Annotated in this window: 17 protein-coding genes; 13 read left to right on the forward strand and 4 right to left on the reverse strand. The window is 34.8% G+C overall.

Annotation, left to right across the window (positions count from 1 at the left end):
- Positions 1-2: 2 nt before the first annotated feature.
- The 4 genes from AAON49_RS09385 (at position 3) to AAON49_RS09400 (ending at position 3,853) form a co-directional block, all read left to right on the forward strand.
- On the forward strand, positions 3-824 hold the full coding sequence (locus tag AAON49_RS09385; RefSeq protein WP_349554262.1) for an N-acyl homoserine lactonase family protein: 822 nt from the start codon (positions 3-5) through the stop codon (positions 822-824).
- Positions 825-835: 11 nt separating this feature from the next.
- Entirely contained in the window at positions 836-1,588 is a 753-nt protein-coding gene (sufC, locus tag AAON49_RS09390; protein WP_349554263.1) for a Fe-S cluster assembly ATPase SufC, read from the forward strand.
- Positions 1,589-1,597: 9 nt separating this feature from the next.
- Complete coding sequence (sufD, locus tag AAON49_RS09395) at positions 1,598-2,911, forward strand: Fe-S cluster assembly protein SufD (protein WP_349554264.1); 1,314 nt, start codon at positions 1,598-1,600, stop codon at positions 2,909-2,911.
- Between the two features lie 93 nt (positions 2,912-3,004).
- Positions 3,005-3,853: a hypothetical protein gene (locus AAON49_RS09400; protein WP_349554265.1), complete on the forward strand. Its 849-nt coding sequence runs from the start codon at positions 3,005-3,007 to the stop codon at positions 3,851-3,853.
- 16 nt (positions 3,854-3,869) lie between these two features.
- Here the strand turns inward: AAON49_RS09400 and AAON49_RS09405 are convergent, their stop codons facing one another.
- Positions 3,870-5,189, reverse strand: a complete 1,320-nt coding sequence (locus AAON49_RS09405) for a serine hydrolase domain-containing protein (protein ID WP_349554266.1) — start codon at positions 5,187-5,189, stop codon at positions 3,870-3,872.
- A gap of 99 nt (positions 5,190-5,288) precedes the next feature.
- Between AAON49_RS09405 and AAON49_RS09410 the strand changes: the two genes are divergently transcribed.
- From AAON49_RS09410 to AAON49_RS09420, 3 genes are all read left to right on the forward strand, one after another.
- The gene (locus tag AAON49_RS09410) at positions 5,289-6,500 is read left to right on the forward strand and encodes an aminotransferase class V-fold PLP-dependent enzyme (RefSeq protein ID WP_349554267.1); all 1,212 of its coding nucleotides are present in this window, start codon (positions 5,289-5,291) and stop codon (positions 6,498-6,500) included.
- Positions 6,501-6,729: 229 nt separating this feature from the next.
- Positions 6,730-7,800, forward strand: coding sequence for a zinc metalloprotease (locus tag AAON49_RS09415; protein ID WP_349554268.1), 1,071 nt, complete (start codon positions 6,730-6,732; stop codon positions 7,798-7,800).
- Positions 7,801-7,874: 74 nt separating this feature from the next.
- Positions 7,875-8,297 (forward strand): hypothetical protein, encoded by a 423-nt coding sequence (locus tag AAON49_RS09420; protein ID WP_349554269.1) that lies wholly within the window; start codon positions 7,875-7,877, stop codon positions 8,295-8,297.
- A gap of 49 nt (positions 8,298-8,346) precedes the next feature.
- Here AAON49_RS09420 and AAON49_RS09425 read toward each other — a convergent pair whose 3' ends face one another.
- Both AAON49_RS09425 and AAON49_RS09430 read right to left on the reverse strand, forming a co-directional pair.
- Positions 8,347-9,879, reverse strand: a complete 1,533-nt coding sequence (locus AAON49_RS09425) for an SGNH/GDSL hydrolase family protein (RefSeq protein ID WP_349554270.1) — start codon at positions 9,877-9,879, stop codon at positions 8,347-8,349.
- An 11-nt stretch (positions 9,880-9,890) separates the two neighbouring features.
- A complete protein-coding gene (locus tag AAON49_RS09430) occupies positions 9,891-12,689 on the reverse strand; it encodes a TonB-dependent receptor (protein WP_349554271.1) in 2,799 nt (932 codons plus the stop codon).
- Between the two features lie 182 nt (positions 12,690-12,871).
- On the opposite strand from AAON49_RS09430, the gene AAON49_RS09435 reads away from it, so the two are divergent.
- Positions 12,872-13,813: a bifunctional riboflavin kinase/FAD synthetase gene (locus AAON49_RS09435; RefSeq protein WP_349554272.1), complete on the forward strand. Its 942-nt coding sequence runs from the start codon at positions 12,872-12,874 to the stop codon at positions 13,811-13,813.
- Between the two features lie 56 nt (positions 13,814-13,869).
- Positions 13,870-15,144 carry a serine--tRNA ligase gene (serS, locus tag AAON49_RS09440; RefSeq protein WP_349554273.1) on the forward strand — a complete coding sequence of 425 codons (1,275 nt, stop codon included), beginning with the start codon at positions 13,870-13,872 and terminating at the stop codon, positions 15,142-15,144.
- On the opposite strand, the gene AAON49_RS09445 is transcribed toward serS, so the two are convergent.
- A complete protein-coding gene (locus tag AAON49_RS09445) occupies positions 15,141-15,284 on the reverse strand; it encodes a hypothetical protein (RefSeq protein ID WP_349554274.1) in 144 nt (47 codons plus the stop codon). The genes serS and AAON49_RS09445 overlap by 4 nt on opposite strands.
- Positions 15,285-15,407: 123 nt before the next feature.
- Here AAON49_RS09445 and AAON49_RS09450 point away from each other — a divergent pair, with 123 nt between their 5' ends.
- The 4 genes from AAON49_RS09450 (at position 15,408) to mgtE (ending at position 19,741) form a co-directional block, all read left to right on the forward strand.
- Positions 15,408-17,180: a tetratricopeptide repeat protein gene (locus AAON49_RS09450; RefSeq protein ID WP_349554275.1), complete on the forward strand. Its 1,773-nt coding sequence runs from the start codon at positions 15,408-15,410 to the stop codon at positions 17,178-17,180.
- 86 nt (positions 17,181-17,266) lie between these two features.
- Complete coding sequence (locus AAON49_RS09455) at positions 17,267-17,596, forward strand: DUF4286 family protein (protein ID WP_349554276.1); 330 nt, start codon at positions 17,267-17,269, stop codon at positions 17,594-17,596.
- Between the two features lie 2 nt (positions 17,597-17,598).
- Positions 17,599-18,402, forward strand: coding sequence for a 16S rRNA (adenine(1518)-N(6)/adenine(1519)-N(6))-dimethyltransferase RsmA (gene rsmA, locus AAON49_RS09460; RefSeq protein WP_349554277.1), 804 nt, complete (start codon positions 17,599-17,601; stop codon positions 18,400-18,402).
- On the forward strand, positions 18,392-19,741 hold the full coding sequence (gene mgtE, locus AAON49_RS09465; RefSeq protein ID WP_349554278.1) for a magnesium transporter: 1,350 nt from the start codon (positions 18,392-18,394) through the stop codon (positions 19,739-19,741). Before rsmA ends, mgtE begins: the two co-directional genes overlap by 11 nt.
- The last annotated feature ends 194 nt before the right edge of the window (positions 19,742-19,935 follow it).

The following is a 19,935-nucleotide window of genomic DNA, read 5'->3' on the forward strand; positions in this document are numbered from 1 at the left end:
CCATGAAAAAAATTCTTTTCCTTTTATTAGCTGTTAGCCTTATTGGTTGTAAAGACGCTGAAAAAAAACAAACAATTAAGGTAAAGTTGTATGCGCTTGAAGGCGGTCAAATTTTAGTTAACAAACTAGACTTGTTTTCTCAAGACTCAACATATACAGGTCAAACAAAACAATTTACAGATGCCTATTATGTGATTTCGCATCCAAAGGGGAATTTAATGTGGGATGCTGGTTTGCCAGAACAATTAGTTTTAGCAGAACCCATTACTCCGCCTCCTGGAGCGTTTACTGTAAGAAGACCTGATTCATTAAAAAACCAATTAGCTTCTATTGGATTTAAAATAGAAGACTTTACGTATTTCGCGATGTCGCATTCACATTTCGATCATACAGGACATGCCAACCTAATGAAAGACGCTACTTGGTTGGTTCAAGAATCTGAGTACAATGCAGTTCGTGGAGATTCAACAAAAATTGATCCCGCGGTAAAAGACTTAGATAAGGTTCAAAAATTAAACGGAGATTATGATGTTTTTGGTGATGGTACCGTTATCATTAAATCGATGCCTGGTCATACTGTAGGTCATCAAGTTTTGTATGTTGATTTAGGTTTAGAACAACCTATTTTACTAACAGGTGATCTTTATCACTTTGAGGAAAATAGAGCAACTCGTGGAGTTCCATCGTTTAACTATAACGTTGAACAAACTTTAGAAAGCATGGATAAATTTGAGGCTTTCGCAAAAGAGAAAAACGCAAATGTGTTCATTCAGCACTCGCCTGCTGATTTTGTTCGCATTAAAAAATATGTAAATCAAAAATAAATTAAGGAGACATGCTAAAGATTGAAAATTTACATGCTGAAGTAGAAGAGAAAGCCATATTAAAAGGCTTGAATTTAAAAGTTAATGCTGGTGAGGTTCATGCTATTATGGGGCCAAACGGAGCAGGAAAAAGTACACTTGCTTCTATTGTTGCTGGTAAAGAAGAGTATGAAGTTACTGAAGGAAATATTGAATTAGATGGCGAAGATATTAGTGATTTAGCTCCTGAAGAAAGAGCTCATGAAGGAATCTTTTTGTCGTTTCAATATCCCGTAGAGATTCCAGGTGTTACAGTTACCAACTTTATAAAGACTGCAATCAACGAATCTAGAAAAGCAAGAGGTTTAGAAGAAATGCCAGCGAAAGATATGTTGAAAAAGATTCGTGAAAAATCTGAGTTATTAGAAATCGATAGAAAGTTCTTGTCGCGTTCTTTAAATGAAGGGTTTTCTGGAGGAGAAAAGAAACGTAATGAGATCTTTCAAATGGCGATGTTAGAGCCAAAGTTAGCCATCTTGGATGAAACCGATTCTGGTTTAGATATTGATGCGTTGCGTATTGTAGCAAATGGAGTCAATAAATTAAAGTCTAAAGACAATGCTGTAATCGTAATTACTCACTATCAGCGTCTGTTAGATTATATCGTTCCTGATTTTGTACATGTGTTACACGATGGTAAAATTGTAAAAACAGGGGATGCTTCTTTAGCTCTTGAGCTTGAGAAAAAAGGATACGATTGGATTAAAGAAGAAGTTGTCTCATAAAACTATCAGATGGATTTAAAAGAAAAATTAGTTTCTTCTTATGTTGCTTTTGAAGATGGCGTAAACATCAACTCTGATATTCATGAAATACGATCAAAAGCATTTCAGAATTTTGAGAAAGTTGGCTTTCCAACAAAAAAAATGGAGGCTTGGAAATACACTTCTTTAAACTCGATTTTAAAAGAAGATTACAGCATCTTTCCTGATAAGGAAAAAGCAGTAAGCTTGGCTGATGTTAAGAAGTTTTTTATTCACGATATTGACACCTATAAGGTTATTTTTATCGATGGTAAATACAGCTCGTTTCTCTCAGAAACTACTCATGATGCTATTGATGTATGCTTAATGTCTTCAGCATTAACAAAGTCAAAATACAAGGCTATTATTGAGAATTATTTTAATAAAGCTGCAAAACAAGACAATTTAACTTCTTTGAATACTGCTTTTGCAAAAGAAGGGGCTTACATTCACATTCCAAAAAACACTGAAGTTGAAAAACCCATTCAGATTATCAATTTTACAACTGGTTCAGAGAGCTCTACAATGGTTCAGCCTAGAAACTTAATTGTTGTAGAACAAAATGCACATGTTCAAATTATTGAACGCCATCAAAGTTTGACAGAGAATGCGGTTTTAACAAACTCTGTAACTGAAATTTTTGCTGATAGGCACGCTACTGTTGACTATTACAAAGTACAAAACGATCAGATTACAGCTTCATTGATTGATAATACCTTTATTGAACAACAATCTGAAAGTACGGTTTCAGTTCACACCTTTTCTTTTGGAGGAAATATTACCAGAAATAATCTTAATTTCTTCCAAAAAGGAGAACATGTCAACTCGATTTTAAAAGGAGTTACTATTATTGAAGGAAAACAACATGTAGACCATCATACATTAGTACATCACATTGAACCTAATTGCGAAAGTCATCAGGACTACAAAGGAATTTATGATGAACGTTCTACTGGTGTTTTTAATGGTAAAGTAATTGTAGAGAAAGAAGCTCAAAAAACAAACGCTTATCAGCAAAACAACAATGTTTTAGTGAGTGATAAATCTACCATAAATGCAAAGCCTCAATTAGAAATTTTTGCTGATGATGTAAAATGTTCTCATGGATGTACAATTGGTCAGTTAGACGACCAAGCATTGTTTTACATGCAACAAAGAGGAATTCCTAAAAAAGAAGCGAGAGCTCTATTAATGTATGCCTTTGCAAATACAGTATTAGAAAGTGTTAAAATTCCTGAAGTAAAAGAAAGAATTACACGAATTATTGCCAGCAAACTTAATGTGAATATTGGTTTCGATATTTAGATTACGTAAAAACATATAAATAAAAAAACAGGTGTTAATACCTGTTTTTTTGTTTTTACCTCTCTGTATTTTTAAGGACTAAACTTTTTCCTTATGGCAACTACTAATACACCAACACCGAAAAACACCCCTACACCAACACCAAAAAGTACATCAACTGCTAAAACAACAACAGCTTCTGCAGCCACTACAAAAAAGACTACTAAAGCCGCTCCTAAAGGACCGGATATCCCAGGAATTTCTCAGGATGTTATTTATGAAATGAGTACTGAAATCAATAATATGTTAGGTTTTGCTGTTTATAATGGCATTACTGTAAACACAGAGGTAAATGCTTTGATTCAAGATAGCACTGTTGATGACTTAATTAATGCACACAACCTATTGTGTGAAAATGTAGCTCCTGCAACACCAAAGTCTATAGAGTTTACTAAGAAAATGCACCAAGAAGGTAGTGGTAAATCTATTTTTAATAAAATTCCACTAACAAGGAATCTTATGATTTTAGCTATTCTTTTTCTAGCAATGTTTGTTGCTACAAGTTATTCAAGCGATGTAAATAATGATTCCTTAGACAAAGGTATCTTAAGCAATCATGGGAAATCTCTTTTATTGAATTTAGGATATTTAGCTTCTGTAGCTGGTTTGGGGGTTATTTTCTTTTTGTTAAAAGATGTAACCACCTCTATCAAAAAAGGAACCTTAGTTCCTGAAGATACCATCTCTTACGCTGCTCAAATTTTACTAGGAGTTATTGCGGGACTTTTTATGTCAGAAATTTTGTCTGTATATATTAAGAACCCAGATGATATTAATCTGTTTAACAAGAGTCTATTAGCGTTAATTGGAGGGTTTTCTTCAGATGCAATCTTTAGCCTCTTGAAAGGATTGATCAATCGTTTGAAGAATATTTTTGTTCCAGCAAACCAACAACAATCATAATAGAATTAGTAATTAACTATTCTATTGCAGTGAGAATTCCTTTTAGAAAGGAGTTCTCATTGAATTTTTTTAGGCCAAACCGTACGATTACTAAATCTTGCTCAGGTAGAATATAGATTCTTTGTCCTTGATAACCATCAGCAAAATACATGCTTGTAGGAACATCTGGAAATCTAGATTTTGCATTTAACCAAAACTGTGCTCCATAACGACCATTAGAAGTAGGCGTTGGTTCTACTACATAATCAGTCCATTCAGGAGCAAAAACCTGATCTCCGTCCCAGTTTCCTTTGTGTAAGTAGAGTAAACCAAATTTTCCCCAATCTCTTGGCGTTGCCCATGCATAAGAAGAGGCTACATAATTTCCTGTCATATCTGTTTCAATAACCATGGAGTTCATTCCGATCTTGTCTATCAATTCTCTGTACCAATAGTCTAAATATTCTTGATGGGAGCCTAATTCTTGTCGTAAGATTCCAGATAATAAGTTAGACGTTCCAGAAGAATAATTCCAGGAAGCATTAATTTTTCCTGTTAACGGTTTTTCGCGTTGCATCACAGTCATGTCTTTTTCTAGAAACAACATTTTGGTTACATCAGAGATTTTATCATAATTTTCGTCCCATTCTAAACCACTATTCATCTGAAGTAAGTTATGAATGCTTATTTCTTTTCTGTCATCATTCTGCCATTCAGAAATTGGAGCTTTGTCTTGAACATTAATCTTTCCTTGATGTTGCATGATTCCATATATGGTGCTCATAATACTTTTGGTCATAGACCAACCTAGTATTCGAGAATCTTTAGTAAATCCTTCTCCGTATTGTTCCGCTATAATTTGATCTTTGTAAATAACCAATACAGCTCTCGTTTCATAAACATCTTTAAAGAGAGAATTTACAGCTGTGTTCAGTTGCTGATAGTTTATTTCACTAAAAATAGTGTCTCTCTGAGTAACGTTCCCATAAGGGTAGGCTTTGTTATTCTCTAACCTATTTCTTTGAGGGGTTAATGGTTGTTTACTAGAATCGTAATCTTTAGTAACCAAAACACTTCCCAAACCTTCTCTATAAACCGCTTTTCGTGTAAGTAATCCCAAAGCAGAAGATGTTGCATACTTTTCTTCTAAGTTAACTTTATCAGTTGCTAAGTTTACAGGCGAGAAATTATTGTCGGTAGAATCTGTAAAAGCTAATGTTCTGTTCGCTAAAAACACAGAAGAACTTGTGCTCTTTGCTGAAAAGCCTGATAAAATATTAAGCTTTGGATAGTTAATAATGACTACAAGAATCAATGTAACTGCCAAAAGAAGAAGAATTCGCTTTAAGATTTTCATAATAAACCATTTGATTTCCTACAAAAATAGGAATTAAATGATTGCTTTCTTGTAAATTTTGCGTTTCAAAACCTACCTTTGTAAAACAAAACAACAAGGATGTTTCCAGTAGAAAAAATTCGCGCAGATTTTCCAATTTTACAACGTCAGGTAAACGGAAAGCCATTGGTCTATTTTGACAATGCTGCTACTTCTCAAACACCAAAAGTAGTTATTGATGCTATTGTTGATTACTACTCGAATTACAATGCCAATATTCACAGAGGCGTTCATTCGTTAAGTCAAGAAGCAACAGATAAATATGAGCAAGCAAGAATTATTCTTCAAAAACATTTTAACGCCCGTCAAGCATACGAAATGATTTTTACTTCTGGAACTACCCACAGTATTAATATGGTTGCTTCAGGCTTTTCTAAATTGCTTGCGAAAGGAGATGAAGTAATTGTTTCTGCTTTAGAGCATCATTCAAATATTGTTCCTTGGCAAATGTTATGCGAAATAACAGGTGCAAAGCTTAAGGTAATTCCTATGAATCAAGAAGGGGCTTTGATGATAGACGCCTATGAGAACTTACTATCTAGTAAAACTAAACTTGTTTTTTGTAATCATATTTCCAACGCTTTAGGAACTATTAACCCTATTAAAGAGATTATAGAAAAAGCGCATAGTGTTGGTGCTGCTGTCTTAATTGATGGTGCACAATCTATTCCTCATATGAAAGTTGATTTTCAAGAACTGGATGTAGATTTTTATGTTGCTTCCGCTCATAAAGTTTGTGGTCCAACTGGAATGGGTTTTCTGTACGGTAAACAAGAATGGTTAGAAAAATTACCTCCATATCAAGGCGGAGGAGAAATGATAGAGACCGTTACGTTTGAAAAAACAACTTATGCGGGGTTACCTCATAAATTTGAAGCAGGAACTCCAAATATTTGTGGCGGTATTGCCTTTGGAGTAGCTATAGATTATATGAATTCTATAGGGCTAGATGAAATTGCCGCTTATGAGCAAGAGTTATTAGAGTATGGAACCAAAAAACTTGAAGAAATTGATGGTGTTACGATTTATGGAACATCCAACAAAACATCTGTAATTTCGTTTAATGTTGGTGAAATTCACCCTTACGATATTGGTTCTATATTAGATAAGCTTGGTGTTGCTGTAAGAACAGGACATCATTGTACCCAACCCATTATGGATTTTTACCAAATTCCAGGTACTGTTAGAGCTTCTTTTGCTTTTTACAATACCAAAGAAGAAATAGACATTTTTATAGAAGCTTTGAAAAAAGCTATAATGATGCTTTCTTAATTCAAAACTTTCTTTAACAACTCCCTAAAAAAGGGGAAGAAAATCATCCCCAATAAAGGGTATTGCAAGAAATAAATATTTTTTTCATATTGCGATGTGTTTAAAAATTTAAACAAATAGCTGGTAATATGTTAAAAATTAAACAGACTTATTTATCTTCTTTTTGTTTTTTAACTTTTTTAACACATTTTATTCAACTAACTTATTTACTAACTAAATTTAATCAACAATGAAAAAAGTTTATGGTTTGTTGCTTATTGCAACTGCTCTTTTTATTGGGTGTCAAGATGATGCCGAAACAGTACTTGAACCTCAACAAAGTATTGACATGTCTGACTTTTATGTTCACAGTGATGGAACAGATAAAAGTCCTACAGAAGGAAAACAATGTCATTCAATGCAAGTTTTAAACAGAATGCTAGAGAAAGATCCTGATCTGTACAAAAAAATGTATGATATAGAATACAACACTAGAAAGTATTTAGCTGCTGGAAAACCGGGAAATGGAAATGGAAATGGAAATGGAAACGGCGGTGGCGGTAACGGCGGCGATGGCGGCGACGGTGGAACCGGAGGAGATGATGGATTAGGTGTTGTTAATATTCCTGTGTACGTTCATGTAGTATATAGCAATTCTAATGAAAACATTAGCAGTACTCAAATCAATTCTCAAATGAACGTTTTAAATGACGACTTTAGAAAAGCTAACAACGATGCGAATCAAATTCCTTCTGAGTTTGCTGGTGTTGCTGCTGATTCTGAAATTACATTTTCATTAGCTGGAGTATTTAGACATTCTGATTCAAGAACTTCTTGGGGAACAAACGATGCGGTTAAAGCTGCTTATCCTCCTGTGAGCCCTAGTACTCACTTAAATATTTGGGTATGTAATATAGGTGGGGGTATCTTAGGATATGCTCAGTTCCCTGGAGGAAATCTTAATACAGATGGAGTTGTTGTGTCTCCTCAGTATTTTGGAACTACAGGTTATGTTTCTGCTCCGTTTGACGGAGGAAGAACACTAACTCATGAGGTGGGTCATTATTTAAATTTACGTCATATCTGGGGAGATGGTAGATGTAACAGAGATGATTTTGTTTCTGATACTCCAAGATCTGATAGACCAAATTACGGGTGCCCAACGTACCCAACTTCTCATTGTCGTTCAACTGATATGACAATGAACTACATGGATTACGTAAATGATGATTGCATGTATATGTTTACAGAAGGTCAAAAATCACGTATGAGAGCTCTTTTTGCTTCTGGTGGAGCTAGAGCTGCAATTGCAGGGAATTAATCTCTAAAAATCAACTAACTACTTTAAAAAGACGTCTTTTAGGCGTCTTTTTTTATATTTACAAAAAACAACTCATGAAAAAAACATTTGTCTTAGTAGGTTTTTGTTGTTTGTTTCTTTTTGGGTGTCCGCCACCTATAGAAATGACTTCCTTTCAAAAAATAAATTATGAAGCTTATACCCGTGGTAGTTCTGAACAAATTATTTTAGAGCAAGGGAAATTAAAGCATTTTCAAAATCAAAAAGAAGTCTTGTCAAAAACCCTATATAAAAAAAACTATAAGACTATTTATCGCATTCTCAATTCTATTAATCTAGAAAACATAGATAAGGTAGAAGCTCCTTCTAAAAAGCATCAATTTGATGGCGCCATGTATGCCACACTTGAAATAACGGCTAAAGGAACAACTTATAAGAGTCAAGGCTTTGATGATGACAACCCTCCAAAAGAATTTGAGGAACTTTTAAAATACTTACAGAGTATTGTAAAACAATAAAAAAGCGGCTAGTAAGCCGCTTTTTTATTGTTATTTATTCTCTTTCAGATTAAATTCCTGGAGGGTAATTCGTAGGATAATTTGCTGCTTTTGCAACATTTCCTGAGGCTACAAAATTAGATCCGTAAGTTGCATCAATAGCTTCCAAGATCTTGTTACCCATGAGAGCATATCCTCTAGAAGTTAAGTGAATTCCATCTAAACTTACCATTCCTCCAAACACAAGGCTAGTTGTCATTGTAAATTCATCAAATTGAGTTCCTGAAGTTGCTGCTTCCGTTAACAATCCGTCTAAATCAACTACTGCTAGTCCATTAGCGTTTCCAACCGCAATAATAGTTGCATTATAGGCATCTGTTGCTGTTTGAATATTATTTTGCTCTTCTGGAGTTAACACCCAGTTATCTGCTAAAGGAACACTAACTCCGTTAATTAATGCAGGGTTACCGCCAACAGTAGTTCCAATAAAGCTAGAACTCGTTAGTACTAAAAAGTCGTCTGCAGTAGCTTGTCTCATACTAGCCAGCAATGGATTAATTCCTGTAAGGTCTGTCAAATCTTCATCAATAATTACAACAGCGTTTTGACCCGCTGTAAAATTGATTGTTCTTCTAGCTGCTTCAGCCGCAATTTCTTCAGGAGTCATTCCTAATGCTCCTAAAGCATTTGCACCCGTTATAGCGGGTAATAAATTTGCATTGTACGTAGCATAGGCTGCATTTAATTGAGCTGCTGTTGCTGCATCTAATGGCACAGCATTATATGGTACTGTTGTAAAGAACGGAAGATTTACGATTGAAGGCACAGTAACCACAGCTCCTTTCGCTCCGTTTGCTGTCATTGTCGTTACCATACTAGTAAATACTTGAGCAAAAAGCCCTGGGTCTGTAATATCATTAGGTCCGTATGAAATAGGGTTTGGATTTCCTGTTTGAACAGTTCCTGTTCCTCCAGAAGTAGCATACCCTAATACATCGTTCCCTCCAATTTCTGAAATGGTAAAGAATGTTGGGTTTTGCGCAGCGGCATCTCCTAAAACAGTAGCTCCTGGGCTAGAAGCCATTCTCACATAATATGGGTTGGCAGAGACACCAACTCCTCCCACATTACCATAGCCTGGCGCTACCATATGAAAGCTTTTGGCTCCTGGTACACCCATGTTGTTAAATGGTCCTGTTAATATATTGGAAACCTCAGTTGTTGGAGTTCCTGGTAAAACCGCTGGTCCGGCTCCATTGAAAAACAATCTTGGATTAGAAATCGGAGTTCCTAGGAATAACAATCCTCCCACATTATCGCTAACTAAAGGTTGCGTAAACGATCCACCTCCAACATTAGCCATTTTACTAGCCATTATGCTCGGGAAAGATCTAGATTGAGCTGCTAAAAAAACAGACCCATCAGAGAACCCAGCAGTAAATGAAGCTCCAATAGAAACAAAATTTGAGAAATCTGCAGAACCTGCTGTAGGTGTAGGCAACACAACTACTTCCGCAGGAATTTCATCAAGATCATTATTTACATCACAAGCGATAAAGCTTGCTGTCAACGCCATTAAGAATATATATTTAATTTTTTTCATCTTTCTTTAGTTTAGTTATTAATTGTCCAAGACAGATAATATTGAGAACCAATTGCTCCAACACCAGGCGCACTAAAGTACTCTTGGCCTGTTAAGTTAGCTCCTCCTAATTTGAATACAGATTTGATTTTTGGAACAGTATAATTGATTTGTGCATCAAGTACTGTACGAGAATCGATAACTGCGTCATGGAATGTAGATTGCCACAAATACTCATCTTGCCATCTAACATTTACATTAAAGCCAAAGTTCTTGAACAACTCTTGTTTACCAATTTGCAACTTCACTTTATGTTCTGGTGTATTAAATGAAGGCTCAAAATCTGGGTCAGATGCTTGATCAAAATCAAACTTAGAATAAGTATAGTTTAAGCCTACGTTAATTCCATTTAATATTTTGGTATTAATAGCAATTGCTGCTCCGTAAGAAGTAACATCAGCTGATGAATTAGTGTAAGCAGAGAACGCTTTAAAATCTCCATTTTGGAGCGCTAAAAGCGATAATGCATTGTCTCCAGCTTGCCCATAGTAAGGAACTAAAACAGTTCTTGTTGCGATAAAGTCTTCATACGAGTTGTAGTATCCACTTAAGTCAACACTTACTTTACTTCCTTCTACATCAAGTACTCCACGATATCCTAGTTCAAATGCTGTTACTTTTTCAGGCGCAACTAAAGGAGTATTTACTGCAGTTGGCGTTCCTGCACTTACAGAAGCTAAAGAGAAAGCATTTTCATAAGCGCTTCTTCCTGATAACTGTACAGTTGCAGAACCTGTAAATGCTTGCCCTCCTCCACTAACTGGCAATGGAGAACTTGTATATCTATCTAAGTTTTCTGGTGCAGAACCAACTAATAAGGCTCTACCTGCATCTAATCCGATATATTGATCTTGAGTAGTTGGATATCTAAATCCTGTTTGGAATGACCCTCTAAAGTTATGTTCTTTGTTTTCGCCAGCTGCATATGCCAACGATAATCTTGGAGAATAATTTCCGTCAAAGTTTTGAGCTCCATCATAACGAATAGAAGCTGTTAACTTAAAACGCTCTTCTTCCATAAACTTCTTTTGAAGTTGAGTATAAACCCCATACTCACTATAGTTAATAGGTCCATCAAAATCTGTAAAGATTGTTCCGTTAGAATTCAAAGAGTATTTTCTGTATGAACCTCCTACTTGAATTTCACCCCAATCAATGATGTCTCTAAAATTATAGTTTCCATCTGCGTGATACAATTTTGTTTGGTCTTGAAACTTAGATCCTGTGGTTAAATTAGGGTCAGCTGTAACAGCATCAAAAGCATCTTGGAACCCTTGAGTTCCTGGAACCAATCTTCCTGTATCAGCAGTTTGTCTTGCTAATACATGTGCTTGTGCTGGTAATAAACCTCCTAATGTTCCTTGAACAAAGGCTCCTACATATTCTCCAAACCAAGTGTTGTCATCTTTCCATCTTCTGTTGATGTTGATCGCAGCAAAACGAGTATCGTAAGAATCTCCTGCATCCTCAGTAGTCATATAACCTCTTAAAAAGAAGTTTTTCCCTCTTACTTCTAATTTGTGTTGCGCTAAGAAGAAATCAGCAATGTTATATCTATTCAATCCTTGGTAAATTGTGTTTCCTCTACCAATTTTAGAATTCCAAATCAATTCTAAACGGTCGTCTCCATAAGGTCTATAATGAAATGCTGTGTTGAACTTTACACTTCTAGCATTATAAGTCATTAAATCTCTTTCTTCATATCCAGTTCTACTTACATTAACGCTAGGTACTAAAGCATCTGCTCCCGAAGGTAAAACTCCTAATCCTATCAATGCTTGTGCTACTCCTCTAATATTCGTAGAAACCTCATCTCCATAAGTATTTAAACCATCATAGTTGATATCTGTAGCTCTGGTTCCTGCAACATAGCTTCCGTTCAGTGTATTTCTATAATCTGTAGCAAACCATTCTGTACCGTCTAATACTGATAATGTTGCTTTTGCAGCAAACTTATCTGAAAACACATAGGCCATTCTAGCATTGTATTCTGTAAACTCATTGGTTCCTGCTGCTTCTTGAGAAGTATACCCTCTTTTGTGAGAAACACTAATTCCTTGATCGTCAAACGGACTTCTACTGGTCATGAACATAATTCCATTAAACGCGTTGGCTCCATATAAAGCCGAAGAAGCTCCTGGAAGTATTTCAACTGTAGCTACATCTAATTCGGACATCCCTAAAAGGTTTCCAATAGCAAAGTTTAATGCAGGTGACGAATTATCCATTCCGTCTACCAATTGCATAAATCTTGTGTTAGCAAATGTTGCAAAACCTCTAGTGTTTACAGACTTAAATGTTAAACTATTTGTGTTGATGTCTACTCCTTTTAAGTTTTCTAACCCATCATAGAAAGATGGAGCAGTCGAGTTTTTAATAGCTCTAGCGTCAAGCCTTTCAACAGTTACGGGCGATTCTAAAATTCTTTCAGGAGTTCTCGAAGCAGATACAACTACTTCATCAAGAGCTGTTGCGTTTTCGGTCAATGATACGTCAACTACCTGTTTGTCTTTTGTAATCTCAACTTTTACTGTCTGAAATCCTAGCATAGAAACTTCAATCGTAAAAGGCGGTGTTTCATTCACTTTCAGCGTAAAGTTTCCGTCAAAATCTGTGGTAGTTCCAACAGCTTTTCCAGTTACTTTGATATTCGCTCCCAAAAGTGTCTCCCCCGTTTTTGCATCCTTTACAGTTCCTGTAATTGTTGTTTGAGCAACCATAGCGGCTGAACTAAACATTACAAATGCAAAAAAAATTATCTTTTTTATCATAATGTAAATTAATTTGTTAACTCAGACGAAAATACAATTTTTTTTGATTTGTGTAACGAAAACGCCTTTTTTTTGAGATATGACAAGGGTTTTAGAGGTTTTTTTATGAAATTTTTATTATTTCAAATCATTGGGTATATACCATTTATGATTGTAACTTTGCTCTCAAATTTTTACTCAAGTTGAACATAGTCCATTCTATTTCTGACTTTATTTCTCAAAAGGATTGTTTTGTGACCATAGGAACATTTGATGGAGTTCATATAGGACATCAAAAAATTCTCAAAAAACTAATTCAATCTGCGAAGGAACATAAAAAAGAGTCTGTTTTATTGACTTTTTTTCCGCACCCTAGAATGGTTTTACAAGAAAATGTTTCTATTGAGCTTTTAAACACATTAAAAGAAAAGTCGGCCTTATTAGAAGAAATGGGGCTGGATTCCTTGATTATACATCCTTTTAGCAAAGAATTCTCAAGGCTTACTGCTTTAGATTTTGTTAGAGACATCTTAGTTAACCAACTTAATACCTCAAAGCTTATTATTGGTTACGATCATCATTTTGGTAAAAACAGAGAAGGGAATATAGATCAATTAAGAGAGTATAGTCAGCTCTTTGATTTTGATGTAGAAGAAATTCCTGCTCAGGATATCGATGATGTTTCTGTAAGTTCAACAAAAATTCGCAATGCTCTTCATAATGGTCTTTTAAAAACCGCCAATAAATATTTGGGATATCAATACATGATTAATGGAACGGTTGTTAATGGTAAAAAACTAGGTGGGAAAATTGGGTTTCCAACAGCTAATATTGATGTTAAAGAAGATTACAAACTGATTCCAAAGACCGGTGTTTACGTTGTCAAGGCTATTCTAGAAGATGCTGGTACTTGTTTTGGAATGATGAACATTGGCTATAGGCCTACTTTGGATGGAAAACATCAAACAATAGAAGCTCATTTTTTCGATTACAACGGTGATTTGTACGGAAAATCTCTGAAGATAGAATTACTTTATTTTCTTAGAGAAGAACAAAAATTTAATACTGTTGATGACTTGATCATTCAACTTAAAAAAGATAAAGAAAACTCTATGTTTTTTCTTAAAAACAATCTTACGCTATAGATTGTTATATTAACTCACTTACTTTATCTTTGACGCCTTAACTAAGAAACACGATTATGTTACAGGTTCAGTTTATTAGAGATCACAAAGACACCGTTTTGCAAGGTTTGGCTAAACGTAATTTTGCAAATGCAGAAGAACTAATTGAGCAGGTTTTATCTACTGATGAAAAAAGAAGAAAAGCTCAAGTTTCTTTAGACAATGTATTATCTGAATCCAATAAACTATCCAAAGAAATAGGATTACTATTTAAAGCTGGAGAAGTTCAAAAAGCAAATCTTGTAAAAGAAAAAACAAGTCAGCTTAAAGGACAAAAAGAAACATTATCGCAAGAAAAAAATACTGCTGAAGAAGAATTGCAAAGCTTGCTATTTCAGATTCCTAACATCCCTCATACTTCAGTTCCTAATGGGCAATCTGATGAAGACAATGAAGAAATCTCAAGACATGGAGAGGTTCCAACACTTCATGATGGGGCTCTTCCTCATTGGGAATTAGCAAAGAAATACGATATCATCGACTTTGAATTAGGAACAAAAATTACAGGTGCTGGTTTTCCGGTTTATAAGGGAAAGGGAGCTCGATTACAACGTGCTTTAATCAGTTATTTCTTAGACAAAAATATCGATGCAGGATATGAAGAATATCAAGTGCCTCATTTAGTAAACGAAGCTTCTGGTATTGGCACTGGATCTCTTCCTGATAAAGAAGGTCAAATGTATCATATTGGGGCTGATGACCTGTATTTAATTCCTACAGCAGAAGTTCCTGTGACAAATATTTTTAGAGGAGATTTATTACAGGAAAAAGATTTCCCGATTGCTTGTACTTCATATACTCCTTGTTTTCGAAGAGAAGCTGGTTCTTACGGAGCTCATGTTAGAGGTTTGAATCGTTTACATCAGTTTGATAAAGTGGAGATTGTTCGAGTAGAACATCCTGACAATTCTTACAATGCTTTAGAGGGAATGGTTGACCATGTGAAAGGAATATTAGAGGAATTGAAATTACCATACAGAATATTACGTTTGTGTGGTGGTGATGTTACTTTTGCTTCTGCTTTAACGTATGATTTTGAAGTATTCTCTACCGCACAAGATAGATGGCTAGAAGTAAGTTCTGTTTCAAACTTTGAAACATTTCAAGCGAATCGCTTAAAACTACGTTTTAAGAATAAAGAAGGGAAGAGTCAATTGGCACACACGCTTAATGGAAGCGCATTGGCTTTGCCTAGAATATTGGCAGGGATTTTGGAGAACTATCAAACCGAAAATGGAATTCAAGTTCCGGAAGTCTTGATTCCTTATACTGGTTTTGATATGATTAATTAATTCGCTGCAACAGCAACCATTAATCTTTTGTATTTATTCATTTCTAGCAACGCATTTAAGTAGTCGCTTATTTGTCCCATTCTCATAAACTCTATTGAGTTTTGTTTGGCAGTTTCGTATTGTTTAGTTAAGTCTTTCATTTTAATTTCGATTGGTTATTTACTATTAAGACAATTATTGTGCCAAAATGTTACAAAACAATGAATCAAAACATAATGGTTTAATAAAAAATTAACATATATCTTGCCTATCTTTGATTTTATATGAAGCAGTTTTTTTTCATAATCGCCTTATTTCTTGCGGGTTTATCCTACTCTCAAAACAATTTTATGTTGGGGGAAGATTATTTTCGTCAAGGAGAGTATAAAAAAGCTGCTCAGATTTATGAATCTCTGCTTAAAAAGAATCCTTTTAACACCACTTACCTAAAAAGATTAGCAACTTGCTTCCAAGAAACAGATCAATATCAAAAAGCAGAAAATCTTTTGCGATCTACTCTTGAAAGAAATCCTGCTCAAAAATATTTGCATGTTGAAATTGGTTACAATTATGAAAGACAACAGAAGTTAGAGTTGGCAAAAAAAGAATATGACATTGCTTTAAACGCAATTAATACAAATCCTAGTTTAGGAGGTATTATTGGCCGGATGTTTCGACAAAATAATTCTTTAGATAACGCTATTGCTTCCTATAAAAAGACGATGGAATTGAACAATAATGCAAACTATCAGTTTCAGATTGCACAGATTTATGGAGAAAAAGGAGATTTTGAAAAAATGTTTGATTCCTATATAGAACTAGTTAACAAAAACGAAAATTATATTGGAACTGTACAGCGATTGTCTAGCAGATATATTACAGACGACCCTACGAATAAAAACAACATCTCATTAAAAAGATCTTTGCTTAGAAGGTCTATTAGTAATCCCAAGAATGTCTGGAATGAGCTCCTAAGTTGGTTATTTGCCAAACAAAAAGAATACAGTAAATCCTTTATTCAAGAGAAGGCTTTGTTTAAAAGGAATCCAGAGTATTTAGACAATATGAATACATTAGGGAAGATAGCTTATAACGACAATGATTTTGAGGCGGCAAAAGAGTGTTTTTCCTTCATTTTAAAAAACACAAACTTTATTGATGAAAAGGTGAATGCCGAATTGTTTCTGTTAAGAATTGCTGTAAAAACAGAAGATGACAAAGCTCTTAATCACTTCGAAAAAGTGCTAAAAACCTATGGTGTTAATTCTAATACTATTGCGATTCAAATAGAATATGCCGATTTCCTAACATTTAAAAAGAATAATCCTACCCAAGCAGAGTCTGTTCTAGAAAATGCTTTGCGGTTTTCTAAATCTAAATTCCAGCAGGCTAGAATCAAATTAAAAATAGGCGAGGTTTTGGTGTTTACTGGAAAGTTTAATAAAGCGTTGATTTACTTTTCTCAAGTGCAAACCAAGTTAAAGAATCATCCTCTATCTCAACAGGCTCGTTTTAAAGTTGCGCAAACCTCCTATTTTAAGGGAGATTTTAAATGGGCTATGGCTCAGTTAAAAGTTTTAAAAGGCTCAACCACTCAGCTTATTGCAAACGATGCTGTAGATTTGTTTTTAGTCATTTCTGATAATGAACCAAAAGACTCTATCCCATCTGGATTGAAAGAATATGCCAAAGCCGATTTACTTGCTTACCAAAATAAAGACAGTGAAGCCTTAGCTATTCTAAAAAAAATTCACACAAAATATCAAGGTTTTCCTGTTGAAGACGAAGCTCTTTTTAAAGAAGCTCATATCTTAATCAAATTAAAAAAGTTTGACGAAGCATTACTCACCTTAGCAAAGGTTGTTGCTCTTGATCCAGAAGGAATTCTTAACGACGATGTCTACTATCTGGTTGCAGAATTGTACAACAACGAATTAAATATGCCTGAAAAAGCAAAAGAATACTACCAAAAGATTATTTTTGAATATCCTTCTAGTATCCACCTTGTAGATGCAAGGAGAAAATACAGGTTATTAAGAGGAGATTCTATCAACTAGTTGAATAAAACAAATCATCAATGTAGTAGTGGAATCCATAAGATTTGGTACATTATTATATTTTAAAATTAGCGCATTAAATAAGTATGTATATATACAACGTAACTATTAACATAGACGACAGTGTTCATGATGAGTGGCTTGTGTGGATTAAAGATCATATACAAGACGTCTTGGGCACAGGAAGGTTTGTTTCAGCTAAGCTTACCCAAGTTCTTGTAGAAGAAGAAATGGGTGGGGTTACTTATTCTGTTCAGTACACAGCAAAAACCCGTGAAGATTTAGACGAATACTATAGGGTTGATGCTCCTAAACTTCGTAGTGATGGTATGCGAAGATTTGCCGATAAAATGGTCGCATTTAGAACCGAATTAAAGGTTGTAAACGAGTTTTATCCTACAAGTGTAAGCAACTAGATATGTCTGTTAAAGCAAAAAAGCACTTAGGTCAGCATTTTCTTACCGATGAGAACATTGCAAAAAAAATTGCAGATTCTTTAGTTGGTGAAGGGTATAATAATATCCTAGAGATTGGTCCTGGAATGGGTGTGCTTACAAAGTACTTGCTTCAAAACGTTAAGAAAGTAACGGTAATGGAACTAGACTCAGAATCTGTTGTTTTCTTGAATGATGATTTTAAAAAAGAACATATCAACCTAAATACTTCTGAAGAAAGATTTCAAATTGTAGAAGGAGACTTTCTAAAACAAGATTTATCCACTTTTTTTAAAGGAGAACAAGTAGCTATTATTGGAAATTATCCTTACAACATCTCTTCTCAAATTGTTTTTAAAGCTATTGAAAACAGAGATGTTGTACCTGAGTTTTCTGGAATGTTTCAGAAGGAAGTTGCTCAAAGAATTGCAGAAAAAAAGGGAAGTAAAACCTATGGAATTTTATCTGTTCTTACACAAGCTTTTTTTGATGCTGAATATCTTTTTACAGTTCCTCCATCTGTATTCAATCCCCCGCCTAAAGTAGACTCTGGGGTAATACGTTTAACACGTAAAAAAAACTACTCGCTTCCAGTAGATGAAAAACTGTTTTTTAGAGTGGTTAAAACAGCGTTTAACCAACGAAGAAAAATGCTGAGAAGCAGTTTAAAATCTTTCAATCTTTCGGATACCTTAAAAGAAGATACTATATTTGCGATGCGTCCAGAACAATTGTCTGTAAATGAGTTTATAGAACTCACGCAAAAAATCGCAAGTCATGTCGTTTGAAATCACCAAAGAACTTTTAGAAACAGTTACTTCTTATATAGAAGAAGCGAATGATTCTGCATTGGTTTCTTATTTTGAAGAAATGCACCACGCAGATATTGCTGAAATTCTTGACGACCTTTCTTTTGATCAAGCTGTATACATCATCAAATTATTAGATAGCGAAAAAACCTCTGAGGTTTTAATGGATGTTGATGATGATGTTCGAGAAGAAATCTTAAAAAACCTTTCAGCTAAAGAAATTGCCGAAGAAGTTGAAGAGCTTGATACCGATGACGCTGCTGATATTATTGGAGAGCTTTCTGAAGAGCGACAGGAAGCAGTAATGTCTCAGATAGAAGACGAAGAACATGTTAAAGAAATTGAAGAGCTGCTTTCTTATGATGAAGATACTGCAGGTGCTTTAATGGCAAAAGAATTGGTAAGAGTTAACGAAAATTGGACTGTGTTAAAATGTGTGCGAGAAATGCGTTCTCAAGCAGAAGAGGTTACTCGTGTTCACTCTATTTATGTGGTAGATAATGATGAAAAACTAAAAGGTCGTTTGTCTTTAAAAGACCTATTAATTGCTTCTACAAAAACCGCTATTTCTGAGGTTTATATTCCTAAGGTAGATTATGTAAACGTCAACGATGATTTAGATGAGGTTTCTAACAAGATGAGAAAATATGATTTAGAAGCCATTCCTGTGGTTGATGACAACCTTGTTCTTTTGGGAAGGATTACTATTGATGATATGGTAGATGTGATTAAAGAAGAAGCCGATAAAGATTACCAGTTAGCAGCAGGTATTGTTGAGGATGTTGAAGCCGATGACACTATTTTTGAATTAACAAAAGCTCGTTTACCTTGGTTAATTCTAGGGTTGTTTGGTGGTTTGGGAAGTGTTCTTATTATGGAAGGGTTTGATGAAGCGATGAAAAGTTATGGAGAGCTGTTTTTATTTACTCCATTAATTGCGGCTATGGCTGGAAATGTAGGGGTACAATCATCAGCAATTATAGTACAAGGTTTAGCAAACGATACCGTAAAAGGAAGTTTATGGAGACGACTCTTAAAAGAGGTTGGATTAAGCTTAATTAATGGTTTTGTTCTTGGAGTTCTTTTGATTGCAGTTTCTGTTATAATGGGCTATGACACTCAATTAAGTTTTACCGTTGCCATTTCTATGATGTGTGTAATTATTGTAGCTGCACTAATTGGAACCTTTGTTCCTATTGTTCTTGATAAAAGAGGTATAGACCCTGCAATTGCTACCGGTCCTTTTATTACTACCAGTAATGATATTTTTGGAATCTTTCTATTCTTTATGATTGCAAAAATGATGCTTCATTTCTAAAAACAGAAAACCTCCCAGTTTGCACCGAGAGGCATTTTCCTTTTTCCTTTTTCTGATTACCGTCCCCTAGAGTAACCAGCAATATTCCCTGTTTGAATTATTTTAAAAACATTCAGAGTAACAAACTTATAAACAGTAAAAGACGTGACATTGCGGATTTCCGCAGATAAAAATGTGGATTTCCGCAGATGGCG

The sequence above is a fragment of the Pseudotenacibaculum sp. MALMAid0570 genome, assembly GCF_040151415.1.
In the GTDB taxonomy this organism is placed as follows: domain Bacteria; phylum Bacteroidota; class Bacteroidia; order Flavobacteriales; family Flavobacteriaceae; genus Polaribacter.

Bases quoted from the DNA above. Each gene is read 5' to 3' on its own strand.
- AAON49_RS09385 (WP_349554262.1), top strand. From the start codon at position 3: ATGAAAAAAATTCTTTTCCTTTTATTAGCTGTTAGCCTTATTGGTTGT.
- serS (WP_349554273.1), top strand. From the start codon at position 13,870: ATGTTACAGGTTCAGTTTATTAGAGATCACAAAGACACCGTTTTGCAA.
- AAON49_RS09430 (WP_349554271.1), bottom strand. From the start codon at position 12,689: ATGATAAAAAAGATAATTTTTTTTGCATTTGTAATGTTTAGTTCAGCC.
- AAON49_RS09445 (WP_349554274.1), bottom strand. From the start codon at position 15,284: ATGAAAGACTTAACTAAACAATACGAAACTGCCAAACAAAACTCAATA.
- AAON49_RS09410 (WP_349554267.1), top strand. From the start codon at position 5,289: ATGTTTCCAGTAGAAAAAATTCGCGCAGATTTTCCAATTTTACAACGT.
- AAON49_RS09415 (WP_349554268.1), top strand. From the start codon at position 6,730: ATGAAAAAAGTTTATGGTTTGTTGCTTATTGCAACTGCTCTTTTTATT.
- mgtE (WP_349554278.1), top strand. From the start codon at position 18,392: ATGTCGTTTGAAATCACCAAAGAACTTTTAGAAACAGTTACTTCTTAT.
- sufC (WP_349554263.1), top strand. From the start codon at position 836: ATGCTAAAGATTGAAAATTTACATGCTGAAGTAGAAGAGAAAGCCATA.
- AAON49_RS09450 (WP_349554275.1), top strand. From the start codon at position 15,408: ATGAAGCAGTTTTTTTTCATAATCGCCTTATTTCTTGCGGGTTTATCC.
- AAON49_RS09400 (WP_349554265.1), top strand. From the start codon at position 3,005: ATGGCAACTACTAATACACCAACACCGAAAAACACCCCTACACCAACA.
- AAON49_RS09455 (WP_349554276.1), top strand. From the start codon at position 17,267: ATGTATATATACAACGTAACTATTAACATAGACGACAGTGTTCATGAT.
- sufD (WP_349554264.1), top strand. From the start codon at position 1,598: ATGGATTTAAAAGAAAAATTAGTTTCTTCTTATGTTGCTTTTGAAGAT.
- AAON49_RS09420 (WP_349554269.1), top strand. From the start codon at position 7,875: ATGAAAAAAACATTTGTCTTAGTAGGTTTTTGTTGTTTGTTTCTTTTT.
- rsmA (WP_349554277.1), top strand. From the start codon at position 17,599: ATGTCTGTTAAAGCAAAAAAGCACTTAGGTCAGCATTTTCTTACCGAT.
- AAON49_RS09405 (WP_349554266.1), bottom strand. From the start codon at position 5,189: ATGAAAATCTTAAAGCGAATTCTTCTTCTTTTGGCAGTTACATTGATT.
- AAON49_RS09425 (WP_349554270.1), bottom strand. From the start codon at position 9,879: ATGAAAAAAATTAAATATATATTCTTAATGGCGTTGACAGCAAGCTTT.